The sequence below is a fragment of the Streptomyces iranensis genome (assembly GCF_017874715.1).
Classification (GTDB): Bacteria; Actinomycetota; Actinomycetes; order Streptomycetales; family Streptomycetaceae; genus Streptomyces; species Streptomyces iranensis.
The window spans coordinates 156,514-169,567 of sequence record NZ_JAGGLR010000015.1 but is presented as its reverse complement, the minus strand read 5'-3'; the positions used below and the strand labels follow the sequence as shown (position 1 = coordinate 169,567).

The window sequence follows — 13,054 nt, the reverse complement described above, 5'->3', positions numbered from 1 at the left end:
GGAGGGGGTTCTTAGTCTGTCGGTACACGAGAAGGGAGGTGGTTCGGCAGATGTATGAAATCCGGACGCGTGAGGTGACTGCGGGCTAGCAGTCCGTCGTCGCGCTCAGCGCATTCGCCGGACCGGCGCACCAGAGGTGCGCAGCCGGCCAATCCCAAGCAGTCACCCGACCCGCGGGTCGCCGGTACGTCCGACCGGCCCCCTTCCGCCTCAGGGCGTCAGGGGAACAGACCCGCGGGTCGTCTGCGTTCTCAGGGCGTTCTCAGCGGTTCTCAGCGATTTCTCAGGGCGTTCTCAGGTCGAGCCCCGAGAACGAGGCGGCCCCGCCACGAGGCCCTTACGGCCGTCGGCACCCCCTTACGGACGCAGCGACCGTACGGCCTCGGCGCGCCCCCTTACTGGCACAGCGCCCTTACGGCCTCGGCGCTCCCCTTACGGACGCAGCGCCCCTACAGCCTCGGCGCCCCATACGGGCACAGCCGCCCCCTTACGGGCGCCAGCCGCCCCACTACGGGTACAGCCGCTCCACCCGCCAGCCGCCCTTCTCCTCCGGCAGCCGGACGTACCGCAGCCGGTCGTGCAGCCGGTTCTCCCGGCCCTGCCAGAACTCCACCGCCTCCGGCACCACCCGGAACCCGCCCCACTCCGGCGGCACCGGCACCTGCTCGCCGGGCGGATAGCGGTCCGCCAGCTCCTCGTACGAGCGGTCCAGCTCCTCCCGCGAGCCCACCACCGTGGACTGCGAGCTCGCCCACGCCCCCAGCTGCGAGCCGTGCGGCCGGGTGCGGAAGTACGCCGCCGTCTCGTCACGGCCGGTGCGCCGCGCGGTGCCCGTCACGATCACCTGCCGGGCGATGGGGTGCCAGGGGAAGAGCAGCGCGACATGCGGGTTCTCGCCCAGCTCACGGCCCTTGCGGGAGCCGTAGTTGGTGTAGAAGACGAAGCCGCGCTCGTCGAAGCTCTTCATCAGGACCGTGCGGGAACTGGGGCGGCCCTGCGCGTCGGCCGTCGAGACGACCATGGCATTCGGCTCGAACAGCCCACTGCCGACGGCGTCCTCGAACCACCGGGTGAACTGCCGGAACGGATCACCCGCCAGGTCCGCCTCGTCGAAGCCGGCCGCTCGATAGTGCTCGCGCATGGCGGCCGGGTCGTACGAACGCGCGGAGGAAGCCGAGGGCTCCGAGTCAACGTGAGGCACGGGCATATCTTGCAACATCATCGGTCCGTCGCACGGGCGGCCCCGGAAGAGCGCTCTCCCTCCCCCACCCCCGCACCCCGTAACCCTCCGGCGATCCGGAGGGGATGTGCCACTTCTCACGCTTCCCCATGGGCAGCGCACATACCAGACTGAGCGAACCACGCGCCGCCTGTTCGGCGCCTGGGCAGGCACCACCCCCCGTGTCCCGGAGGTCACTCCCCGCCGCGGTTGGGTGACCACCACCCGCACGGGGCACATCACGGAGTGACCGGTACGGACCGCGAGCCGTGTCAGGCGGCCGCGTAACCGTTCCGGCACCGTCCGCCGCCGACCGTCGTCCCGCAATGAGGAGCCGCCTGATGTCCGACTTCGTACCCGGACTCGAAGGAGTCGTCGCGTTCGAGACGGAGATCGCCGAACCCGACAAGGAGGGCGGCGCGCTCCGCTACCGAGGCGTGGACATCGAGGACCTGGTGGGCCATGTCTCCTTCGGGAACGTCTGGGGTCTGCTGGTCGACGGCGCCTTCAACCCGGGGCTGCCGGCCGCCGAGCCGTTCCCCATCCCGGTCCACTCCGGGGACGTCCGGGTCGATGTGCAGTCCGCGCTGGCCATGCTCGCGCCCGTCTGGGGCCTCAAACCGCTGCTGGACATCGACGAGGAGCAGGCCCGTGAGGACCTGGCGCGCGCGGCGGTGATGGCCCTGTCCTACGTGGCCCAGTCGGCCCGTGGCCAGGGGAGGCCGATGGTGCCGCAGCGGGAGATCGACAAGGCCGGAACCATCGTGGAGCGCTTCATGCGGCGCTGGCGCGGTGAGCCGGACCCCAAGCACGTGGCCGCCGTCGACGCGTACTGGACCTCGGCGGCCGAGCACGGCATGAACGCCTCCACCTTCACCGCCCGCGTCGTCGCCTCCACCGGCGCCGATGTGGCCGCCGCGCTCTCCGGCGCGGTGGGCGCCATGTCGGGGCCGCTGCACGGCGGCGCGCCCTCCCGGGTGCTCGGCATGATCGAGGAGATCGAGCGCACCGGGGACGCCACCCGCTACGTCAAGCAGGCCCTGGACCGGGGCGAGCGGCTGATGGGCTTCGGCCACCGGGTCTACCGCGCCGAGGACCCGCGGGCGCGGGTGCTGCGGCGCACCGCCAAGGAGCTGGGCGCACCGCGCTTCGAGGTCGCCGAGGCACTGGAGCGGGCCGCCCTCGACGAGCTGCACAACCGCAGGCCGGACCGGGTGCTGGCGACGAACGTGGAGTTCTGGGCGGCCATCGTGCTGGACTTCGCCGAGGTCCCGGCGCCCATGTTCACCTCGATGTTCACCTGCGCCCGTACCGCGGGCTGGAGCGCGCACATCCTGGAGCAGAAGCGGACCGGCCGTCTGGTGCGCCCGTCGGCCCGGTACATCGGCCCCGGCACGCGCAGCCCGCACGAGGTCGACGGCTACGGGGACACCGCCTCGCGGTAGGTCAGCTCGCGGTCGGTCAGGAGGCGGTCGGTCAGGAGGCGGCCGGGGCGGGGCGGTCGTGGGCCGGATGGTCGTCGGCGGGGCGGTCGTTGGCAGGGCTGTCGTCGGCGGGGCTGTCGCCGACCGGGTGGTCGTCCGGATCCTTCGGGGTCAGGATCCCCTCCAGGATCCGCGACCACTGGGTCACCACCCGCTCCCGGCGGTGGCCGTCGTCCGTCAGCAGATTGGCCAGGCCGAGGCCCCGTCCCATGTCGAGCAGCCCCTGGACAGCCTCCCGGACGCCCGGCACCGACTCGTCGGCACCCAGCAGCTCCACCGCCATCCGATGCGTCTCCCGGCCGATCTTCGCCTCCAGGGCGGTCACCCGGGCGCCCAACTGCTCCTCGTACGAGGCCGCCACCCACAGCTGGAGTGCGGCCCGGAAGAGCGGGCCGGTGTAGAGGGTGACCAGCGCCTCGACCACCGCGGGGACGCGGCCCTCCCCGTACGGGGCGGGGAGGGCGCGCAGCTCCGCCGAGCGCTCCTCGGCGACATGCTCGACGGCGGCCGTGAAGAGGTCCTCGCGGGTCGGGAAGTGGTGCTGGGCCGCGCCCCGCGACACCCCGGCCCGCTCGGCGACCACCGCGACCGTGGAACCGGCCCAGCCGCGCTCGGCGAGGCAGGCCACGGCGGCTTCCAGCAGCCGCCTACGGGTGGCGCGGCTGCGGTCCTGCTTGGGGTCGCGCAATGCCGTACGGGGGGTCATCGGGACGCCCCGGCGGAGCCCGTGGCCGCCGTGTCCCCTGCCGCCCCCGCGTCCGGTATCGCCCCCGCGTCGGCCGCCGTCTGCCGCACCCACGCCGGGTCGCGCCGCTCCAGGAACGACGTCATGCCCTCACGCGCCTCCTCGGAGGCGAAGAGACGGGCCGACAGCGCGGCGAGCGCCTCGCCGTCCCGGTCGAAGGCGCGCAGCACGTCGGCTGTCACCAGCCGCTTGGACTCGGCCAGGCCCTGCGGGGAGCCCCGGCGCAGCCCGTCGAGGACCGGCGCCAGCGCCTCGTCCGCGTCCCCCTCCGGGTCCGCGATCGTCACCAGCCCGATCCGGGCCGCCTCGGCGGCGTCGAACCGCTCACCCGTGAGGTAGTAGCGGGCCGCCGCGCGCCGGTCCAGCCGGGGCAGCAGCGGCATCGAGATGACGGCCGGGGCGAGGCCGAGCCGGGCCTCGGTGAAGGCGAAGCTCGCGCCGCGCCCGGCCGCCGAGATGTCGCAGGCCCCGAGCAGCCCGAGCCCACCGGCCCGTACATGCCCGGTGACGCGGGCGACCACCGGCTTGGGCAGCTCCACGATCGACCGCAACAGGTCCACCAGCCCGGACGCCCCGGACGCCGAGGGCGGTTCGGTCAGATCCGCGCCCGCGCAGAAGGTGGTGCCGGTGTGGGTGAGCAGCACCGCCCGCACCCGGTCGTCCCGTCCGGCCGCCGCCAGCGCCTCGCGCAACTCGGCGACCAGGCGCGAGGAGAGGGCGTTGCGGTTGTGCGGCGAGTCCAGGGTGAGGGTGGTGATCCCGCGCGCGGAAGCGGCCCGTACGAGGGGCGTAAGCGCCGCGGACGTGGTGGGCCCTCCAGTCGGTGGTCCTCCAGTCGTAGAGCCTCCGGCCGGTGGTCCTCCAGTCGGCGGCTCCCCGGCGGTAGGGCCTACGGTCAGCGGGCGGTCGGCCGTGGGGCCGGTCGTGGGGCCGTCGGTCATGGGGCGGTCGAACTCCTTTCCCTGGCGCGCAGTTCACGCCTGAGGATCTTGCCGGTGGCCGAGCGCGGCACGGCGTCCGTGAACTCCACACGGCGCACCTTCTTGTACGGGGCCACCTGCCCGGCAACGTACGCGATCAGGTCGTCCTCCGAGATCCGGGTCCCGGGCCTGGGCACCACATATGCCTTGGGGATCTCATTGCCCGCCGCGTCCGTCACCCCGATCACGGCGGCGTCGACGACGGCCTCATGGGCGAGCAGCACGGCCTCCAGGTCGGCCGGGGCGACCTGATAGCCCTTGTACTTGATGAGCTCCTTCACCCGGTCCACCACGTACAGCCAGCCGTCCGCGTCCACATGTCCGACGTCGCCGGTGTGCAGCCAGCCCTCGGCGTCGATCATCGCGTCGGTGTCCTCGGGGCGGCCCAGATAGCCCTTCATCACCTGCGGTCCGCGGATGACGATCTCGCCGTCCTCGCCCAGGGCCAGGTCCGCACCGCTGTCCGGGTGCACGATGCGCATCTCGGTGCTGGGGAGCAGCTTTCCGACGGTCCCGGGCGGGGCGTTCTTCGCGTCGCGCGGCACCAGATGGGAGCCCGGGGACAGCTCCGTCATCCCGAACGCCTGGAGCAGCGGCGGTACACCGAGCCGCTGGGCGCACGCCTCCGCGAGCCGGGCGTCCAGCGGGGCCGCCGCGCTCAGCACATACCGCACCGACGACAGGTCATGGCCGTCCACCGCCGGATGCTTGGCGAGCGCCAGCACGATCGGCGGGGCCACATAGAGCGCCTGGGCGCGGTGCTTCTCGATCGCCGCGAGGAAGGTGTCGAGTTCGAAGCGGGGCAGCACGATCACCGTGCCGCCGTTGCGGAGTGGTGCGTTCATGAGCGCCGTAAGGCCGTAGCTGTGGAAGAACGGCAGAACAGCCAGCACCCGCTCCCCCGGCCGGTTCGGCACCAGCGTCTCCACCTGCGCGAGGTTGGTGGCCACGTTGCGGTGGGTGAGCATCACCCCCTTGGGGGTGCCGGTGGTGCCGGAGGAGTACGGCAGGACGGCGATGTCCTCGGCCGGGTCGATCTCCACCACGGGTTCGGGCGCGGTGCCGCTCAGCATGGAGCGCAGCGAGCGATGGCCGCTCGCCTCGTCACAGACGAAGATCTCCCGTATTCCGCCCGCCCGTTCGGCGGCCTGCCGGGCCACACCCAGCAGCGCCGAGACGGTGATGATCCACGACGCGGCCGCGTCCCGGAGCTGCTTGGCGAACTCCTCCGGCGTGGCCAGCGGATGCACCGTAGTGACCGCGGCCCCGGTGCGGGTGGCGCCGTAGAACGCCGGTGGGTACATGATCGAGTTGGGGCTGTGCAGGGCCACCACATCGCCTTTGCGCACCCCCGCCTCGGCCAGCGCGGCCCCGATCCGGCGCGTCGCGCGGTCCAGCGCGGCATAGCTCAGGGCCGCCCCGGTCACACCGTCCACCAGCGCGGTCAGGTCGCCGAACTCCTCGGCCGCGCGGGCCAGTACGGCGTCGTGGATGGGCAGATCGACGGGCGGTACATCGGGATACTCGCTGCGCAGCACCATGGCCGCTCCCCTCAGCTCTGATGGACCTACCTGTCCGTTCTGCCCTACCCACGAGCTCCCTACGACTTCGGCGGGTCCGGCGCCGGCTCAGCGGGCCCGGCGCCGACTCAGTACGACTTGGGCCCGCTCAGTACGACTTGGGCAGGCCCAGGGTCTGGTGGGAGACGTAGTTGAGGATCATCTCCCTGCTGACGGGGGCGATCCGGGCCACCCGGGCGGCCGTGATCAGCCGCCCCAGCCCGTACTCGGCGGTCAGGCCATTGCCGCCCAGGGTGTGCACGGCCTGGTCCACCGCCTTCACCGCGGCCTCCCCGGCCGCGTACTTGGCCATGTTGGCGGCCTCGCCCGCGCCCGCGTCATCGCCCTCGTCGTACAGGTACGCCGCCTTCGCCATCATCAGCCGGGCCAGCTCCAGCTCGATATGGGCCTGGGCGAGGGGGTGGGCGATCGCCTGGTGGGCGCCTATGGGCTCCTTCCACACCTGGCGGGTACGGGCGTAGTCCACGGCCTTGTCGAGCGCGTAGCGGCCCATCCCCAGCGCGAACGCCGCCGTCATGATGCGCTCCGGGTTGAGCCCCGCGAAGAGCTGGAGCAGCCCCGCGTCCTCGTCGCCCACCAGCGCGTCGGCGGGCAGCGTCACATCGTCCAGCACCAGCTCGAACTGCTTCTCCGCGGCGGCCAGCTCCATGGGGATGTGGTGGTGGGAGAAGCCGTGGGTCCCGCGCGGGACGATGAACAGGCAGGGCTTGAGCTTCCCGGTTCTGGCGTCCTCCGTGCGGCCGACGACAAGGACCGCGTCGGCCTTGTCCACACCGGTGATGAAGACCTTACGGCCGTTGAGTATCCAGCCGCCGCCCTCGTCCCGGCGGGCGGTGGTGGTGATGCGGTGCGAGTTGGATCCGGCGTCGGGCTCGGTGATGCCGAAGGCCATGGTGATGCTGCCGTCGGCCAGACCGGGCAGCCAGCGCTCCTTCTGCCCGGCGGTGCCGAACCGGGCGATGACGGTGCCGCAGATGGCGGGCGAGACGACGAGCATGAGCAGCGGGCAGCCCGCCGCGCCCAGTTCCTCCAGGACGATGGACAGCTCGGTGATGCCGCCGCCTCCGCCGCCGTACTCCTCGGGGAGGTTGACGCCGAGATAGCCCAGCTTTCCTGCCTCGGCCCATAGTTCGGCGGCCCCATCGCCCTCCTGGGGGCTGCCCGGGGCATGTCCCTTGGCGAAGGACGACACCGCGGCGCGGAGCGCCACGCGCTCCGGGGTGTCCACGGGCGTGTGCGGGCTGGTCATGGACGGCTCCTCCCACGTGCGTGCGTTGTGCGGGCCACGTGCGCCGTGCTGTACGGGCCCCTTGCGGTGCGTTGCGCGGTCCGGCTGTGATGCGTTGCGTCGCGGGCCGTTACGGTCCCGCGCGGCCCGCGCCGGCTGCGCGGACTGTGCGGCCCGTGCGGTGCGCGGGGCCGGGTCACTCCTCCGCCGCCACGACGGCGAGCAGGGCTCCGACCTCGACCTGGCGGCCGGGGACGGCGTGCAGGGCGGTGAGCACCCCGGCGGCGGGCGCGGTCACGCGGTGCTCCATCTTCATGGCCTCCAGCCACAGCAGGGGCTGTCCGGCCTCGACCCGGTCCCCGACCGCCACCTCGGCCACCCGCACCACCGTGCCCGGCATGGGCGCCAGCAACGAGCCGGGTTCGGTGCGGGCGGTGGGGTCGGGGAAGCGGGGCAGTGCGGTGAACACATGGCCGCCCTGGGGCGTGTCGACATAGCGGCGGTCCCCATAGGCCGTCACCTCGAACGTCCGCCGGACCCCGGCCACATCGAGGACGACCCGAGCCGGCTCGACGTCCCGCCCCGGCTCGGCGGTCAGCAGCCGGACCTCGGAGAGGCCCTCCGCGAGCAGCCCGTCACGGGTGAGGCGGTAGCGCACCTCGTGCTCGGTGCCGTCCGGTTCGGCGCGGTAGTTCCTCAGCTGCGGCTGGGAGGGCACATTGCGCCAGCCGCCCAGCCGCCCGGCCACGGTCGGCGGCCGCCGCGCCGCGTCGGCCAGGGCGGCGGCGAGGGCGGCGAGGGCGGCGAGCGGGACCGCCTCATCGTTATCGGGGGCGTCAGCGGTCAGCTCGGGCAAATGGCGTTCGAGGAACCCGGTGTCCATACGGCCCGCCTCGAACTCCGGGTGGCGCAGCGCCCGTACGAGCAGCTCCCGGTTGGTCACCGGGCCGTGGATCCGGGCCCGCTCCAGCCCGTGGGCCAGCCGCCGCACCGCCTCGGCCCGGGTGGGGGCCACGGCGATGACCTTGGCCAGCATCGGGTCGTAGTGGACGCCGATCACGTCTCCGCCGTCCGGCCCGGAGTCCACCCGCAGCCCGGGGATCTCCAGCCGGTGCAGGATCCCCGTCTGCGGCCGCCAGTCGCGCGCCGGGTCCTCGGCGTACAGCCGCGCCTCGACGGCGTGCCCCCGGGGCACCGGAGGCTCGGCGCCGAGCCGCTCCCCCTCCGCGATCCGCAGCTGGAGCGCCACCAGGTCGAGTCCGTGGATCTCCTCGGTGACCGGGTGCTCGACCTGGAGGCGGGTGTTCATCTCCAGGAAGTACGCCCGACCCGACGGCGAGACCAGGAACTCCACCGTGCCCGCGCCCTCGTAGCCGATCGCACGCGCCGCGTTCGCCGCCGACTCGGCCAGGGTGTGCCGCAGTTCCCCGTCAAGACCGGGGGCCGGGGCCTCCTCGATGACCTTCTGGTGGCGGCGCTGGAGGGAGCAGTCGCGGGTGCCGAGGGTCCATACGGTGCCGTGGGTGTCGGCAAGCACCTGGACCTCGACATGGCGGGCGCCCTCCATATAGGGCTCCACGAAGATTTCGCCGTCGCCGAAGGCGGAGGCCGCCTCGGCGCGGGCGGAGTCGAGTTCGGCGGGGAGCGCGGCCAGTTCGCGCACCACCCGCATGCCCCGGCCGCCGCCGCCCGCCGCCGCCTTGACCAGCACGGGCAGATCGCGGGCGGTGACCTCCGCCGGGTCGAGCGGATCGAGCAGCGGCACACCCGCCTTGCGCATGATCTCCTTGGCCCGGGTCTTGGAGGCCATGGCCTCCATCGCCTCGGGCGCCGGCCCCACCCACACCAGCCCCGCGGCCCTTACGGCGCGCGCGAAGTCGGCGTGCTCCGAGAGGAAGCCATAGCCGGGGTGGACGGCGTCGGCCCCGGCGGCCAGGGCCGCCTTCACCAGGAGATCGCCGCGCAGATAGGTGTCGGCCGGGGCGTCGCCCGGCAGCCTTACGGCGGCGTCGGCCTCGCGCGCGTGAGGCGCGTCGGAGTCCGCGTCGGAATGCACCGCGACGGTGGCGATACCGAGGTCACGGCAGGTGCGGACGATACGCCGGGCTATCTCGGCGCGGTTGGCGACCAGCAGGGAACGGATCACGGGTTCCTCACTCCCCTGCAGGAAGACGCCGAAGCGAAACCATGACGCACACCCCGCACCAACACGGCGGACGAGAGGAGCGAACGGGCGGACAAACAGGCACGGCTCACGGGTTCCTCACTCACATCCGGAAGACGCCGAAGCCACCGCGCGCGCCCTCGACCGGCGCGGTGTGCAGGGCGGACAGACACAGGCCGAGCACGGTGCGGGTGTCGCGCGGGTCGATGACGCCGTCGTCGTAGAGCCGCCCGGAGAGGAAGAGCGGCAGCGACTCGGACTCGATCTGCTGCTCCACCATGGCGCGCAGCGCGGCGTCGGCCTCATCGTCGTACGGCTGCCCCTTGGCGGCGGCGGACTGCCTGGCGACGATCGACATCACCCCGGCGAGCTGCTGCGGGCCCATCACGGCGGACTTGGCGCTGGGCCAGGCGAAGAGGAAGCGGGGGTCGTACGCCCGGCCGCACATCCCGTAGTGACCGGCGCCGTACGAGGCGCCGATGAGCACCGACAGATGCGGGACGCGGGAGTTGGAGACGGCGTTGATCATCATGGCGCCGTGCTTGATGATCCCGCCCTGCTCGTAGTCGCGGCCGACCATGTAGCCGGTGGTGTTGTGCAGAAAGAGCAGCGGGATGTCGCGCTGGTTGGCGAGCTGGATGAACTGCGCGGCCTTCTGCGACTCCTCGCTGAACAGCACCCCCTGGGCGTTGGCCAGGACCCCGACCGGGTAGCCGTGCAGCGCGGCCCAGCCGGTGGCCAGGCTGCGCCCGTACAGCGGCTTGAACTCGTCGAAGTCCGAGCCGTCGACGATCCGGGCGATCACCTCGCGCGGATCGAAGGGGACCTTCAGATCGCTCGGAACGATGCCGAGCAGCTCCTCGGCGTCGTACTTCGGCGGTTCGGCGGGCCCCGGATCGGAGTGCGCCTTGCGCCAGTTGAGGCGGGCGACGACCCGGCGGGCCTGGTGCAGCGCGTCGGGCTCGTCGGCGGCGAAGTAGTCGGCGAGCCCGGAGGTGCGGGCGTGCATCTCGGCGCCGCCCAGCGACTCGTCGTCGCTCTCCTCGCCGGTGGCCATCTTCACCAGCGGCGGACCGCCCAGGAAGACCTTGGAGCGCTCCTTGACCATGATCACGTGGTCGGACATTCCGGGGATGTACGCGCCTCCGGCGGTGGAGTTGCCGAAGACCACGGCGATCGTGGGGACTCCTGAAGCGGACAGCCGGGTGAGATCCCGGAACATCGCCCCGCCGGGGATGAAGATCTCCTTCTGGGAGGGGAGATCGGCGCCGCCGGACTCGACGAGGCTGACCACCGGAAGCCGGTTGACGCGGGCGATCTCATGGGCGCGCAGCGCCTTCTTGAGCGTCCAGGGGTTGCTGGCCCCGCCGCGTACGGTCGGATCGTTGGCGCTGATCAGGCACTCCACACCGGAGATCACCCCGATGCCGGTGACGATCGAGGCCCCCACCGGATAGTCGCTGCCCCAGCCGGCCAGCGGCGACAGCTCCAGGAAGGGGGTGTCCGGGTCCAGCAGCATCTCGATCCGCTCGCGGACCAGCAGCTTGCCGCGCTTGCGATGGCGCTGGACGTATTTCTCACCGCCCCCGGCGAGCGCCTTGGCGTGCTCACCCTCCAACTCGGCGAGCTTGGCGAGCATCGCCTCCCGATGGGCCGTGTGGTCGGCGCCTGCGGGGTCGAGCGCGGACGCGAGTACGGTCACAGCGATACCTCCGGTATGTCCGGGCGGCGCGAGGGCGGCCCATCGCCAACGGCTGTGGCCCGGAGGCCGGAACGGGGGGTCACAGCAAGACCTCCGGTATGTCCAGATGGCGGGAGCGCAGCCATTCGCCGACGGCCTTGGCCTGGGGGTCGAAGCGGGCCTGCGCGGCGACGCCCTCGCCGAGCAGGCCGTCCACGACGAAGTTCAGGGCCCGCAGCCGGGGCAGCGGATGGCGGGTGACGTTCAGTTCGGCCGTCTCCGGGAGCAGTTCCCGCAGCCGGTCGGTGGTGAGGGTGTGGGCCAGCCAGCGCCAGGCGGCCTCGCCGCGCGCCCAGACGCCGATATTGGCGCTGCCGCCCTTGTCGCCGCTGCGGGCCCCGGCGACCGCGCCGAGCGGGGCGCGGCGGGTCGGGCCCGGCGGCAGCGGGGGCGGCAGCGCAGGCTCGTCCACCGGGCCGCCGGCGGCGGGCGTGGCGGGCGTGGTGGGCGCCGGGGGAACTGACAGCCGGGAGCCGTCCGGCAGTACGGCGGTGTGCGGCACGGTGTCGGCCAGGGTCTCCACGGCCTCGAAGACGCCGTAAGGGGAGCCCTTTCCGGGCGGGGCAGTGACATGGAAGCCGGGGTAGCTGGCGAGGGCCAGTTCGACGGCCGCGCCGCTGATCACCCTGCCCACCGCCGCCGGGTCCCGGTCGCGCACCACCAGCCGCAGCAGTGCGCTCGCCTCCTCCTGTACGGCCGCGTCGGGGTGGTCGGTACGGGAGAGGGTCCAGCGGACCTCGGCGGGGCGGCGCTTGCTCATCGCCCCCTCCATCTGGTCCCGCACGAGCGCCGCCTTGGGCTCGATGTCCAGGCCGGTGAGCACGAACACCACCTCATTGCGGTGGCCGCCGAGCCGGGTCAGCCCGGTCTTGAGGGTGCGGGGCGGCGCCTCGCCCCGTACGCCGTGGACGCGCACCCGGTCCGGGCCGTCCTGGACCAGCCGCACCGAGTCCAGCCGGGCGGTGACATCCGGGCCCGGATAGCGGGCGCCCGCCGTCTCGTAGAGGAGCTGGGCGGTGACGGTCCCGACCGTGACGGCGCCGCCGGTGTGCGGATGCTTGGTGATCACGCTGGAGCCGTCGGGGTGGAGCTCGGCGAGGGGGAAGCCTGGGCGGCGCACGTCGTGCTCGGCGAAGAAGGAGTAGTTGCCGCCGGTCGCCTGGGTACCGCACTCCAGGATGTGCCCGGCGGCCACGGCTCCGGCGAGCGCGTCCCAGTCGTCGGCGGCCCATCCGAAGTGCGCGGCGGCCGGGCCCGTCACCAGCGCGGCGTCCGTCACCCGCCCGGTGACCACCACATCCGCGCCACCGCGCAGACAGGCCGTGATCCCGGCGCCGCCGAGATACGCGTTGGCGGTGACCACGCCGGGCCCCCAGTCGCGGGCGCCGAGGAGGTCGTCGCCCTCGACATGGGCCACCCGGCAGCCGATCCCGAGCCGCTCGGCGAGCTCGCGGATCGCGTCCGCCAGCCCGGCCGGGTTGAGCCCGCCCGCGTTGGTGACGAGCCGTACGCCGCGCTCCATGGCGAGCCCCAGGGTGTCCTCGAGCTGGCGCAGAAAGGTCGTGGCATAGCCCCGCGCCGGGTCCTTGGCACGGTCCCGGCCCAGGATGAGCATGGTCAACTCGGCGAGGTAGTCACCGGTCAGCACGTCCAGGGGCCCGCCGGTGAGCATCTCGCGCAACGCGTCGAAGCGGTCGCCGTAGAAGCCGGAGGCGTTGCCGATACGGAGGGGACGGGGCGGAGGGGTCACGCGGCACCTCCGGGGCGGTGTCCGGGGATGTCGCTCTGCGGGGCGGGGCCTGCGGATGCGCCACTCCGCGGCGCGGGGCCTGCCGAGGCGCCACTCCGCGAGGCGGCGCTTGCGGGGGCGCCACTCTGCGAGGCGGCGCTTGCGGAGGCACCGCTCTCCGGCG

At 73.1% G+C, this 13,054-nt stretch carries 9 protein-coding genes; 1 reads left to right on the top strand and 8 read right to left on the bottom strand.

What is annotated here, in order from left to right:
- Positions 1-508: 508 nt before the first annotated feature.
- Complete coding sequence (gene pdxH / locus J2Z30_RS26985) at positions 509-1,207, bottom strand: pyridoxamine 5'-phosphate oxidase (protein ID WP_245388475.1); 699 nt, start codon at positions 1,205-1,207, stop codon at positions 509-511.
- Between the two features lie 353 nt (positions 1,208-1,560).
- On the opposite strand from pdxH, the gene J2Z30_RS26980 reads away from it, so the two are divergent.
- Positions 1,561-2,664, top strand: coding sequence for a citrate synthase 2 (locus J2Z30_RS26980; protein WP_044573725.1), 1,104 nt, complete (start codon positions 1,561-1,563; stop codon positions 2,662-2,664).
- A gap of 31 nt (positions 2,665-2,695) precedes the next feature.
- Here the strand turns inward: J2Z30_RS26980 and J2Z30_RS26975 are convergent, their stop codons facing one another.
- The 7 genes from J2Z30_RS26975 to J2Z30_RS26945 form a co-directional block, all read right to left on the bottom strand.
- A complete protein-coding gene (locus J2Z30_RS26975; protein WP_245388474.1) occupies positions 2,696-3,409 on the bottom strand; it encodes a TetR/AcrR family transcriptional regulator in 714 nt (237 codons plus the stop codon).
- A complete protein-coding gene (locus J2Z30_RS26970) occupies positions 3,406-4,389 on the bottom strand; it encodes an enoyl-CoA hydratase family protein (RefSeq protein WP_281062762.1) in 984 nt (327 codons plus the stop codon). The genes J2Z30_RS26975 and J2Z30_RS26970 overlap by 4 nt, the downstream gene beginning before the upstream one ends.
- Positions 4,386-5,969 carry a 4-coumarate--CoA ligase family protein gene (locus J2Z30_RS26965; protein WP_044573722.1) on the bottom strand — a complete coding sequence of 528 codons (1,584 nt, stop codon included), beginning with the start codon at positions 5,967-5,969 and terminating at the stop codon, positions 4,386-4,388. Before J2Z30_RS26965 ends, J2Z30_RS26970 begins: the two co-directional genes overlap by 4 nt.
- A 127-nt stretch (positions 5,970-6,096) precedes the next feature.
- Complete coding sequence (locus J2Z30_RS26960; protein ID WP_044573721.1) at positions 6,097-7,257, bottom strand: acyl-CoA dehydrogenase family protein; 1,161 nt, start codon at positions 7,255-7,257, stop codon at positions 6,097-6,099.
- A gap of 175 nt (positions 7,258-7,432) precedes the next feature.
- Positions 7,433-9,382, bottom strand: a complete 1,950-nt coding sequence (locus J2Z30_RS26955) for an acetyl/propionyl/methylcrotonyl-CoA carboxylase subunit alpha (RefSeq protein ID WP_044573718.1) — start codon at positions 9,380-9,382, stop codon at positions 7,433-7,435.
- Positions 9,383-9,503: 121 nt separating this feature from the next.
- Entirely contained in the window at positions 9,504-11,102 is a 1,599-nt protein-coding gene (locus J2Z30_RS26950; RefSeq protein WP_044573715.1) for an acyl-CoA carboxylase subunit beta, read from the bottom strand.
- 79 nt (positions 11,103-11,181) lie between these two features.
- Positions 11,182-12,813 carry an acyclic terpene utilization AtuA family protein gene (locus J2Z30_RS26945; protein WP_245388503.1) on the bottom strand — a complete coding sequence of 544 codons (1,632 nt, stop codon included), beginning with the start codon at positions 12,811-12,813 and terminating at the stop codon, positions 11,182-11,184.
- Positions 12,814-13,054 lie beyond the last annotated feature (241 nt).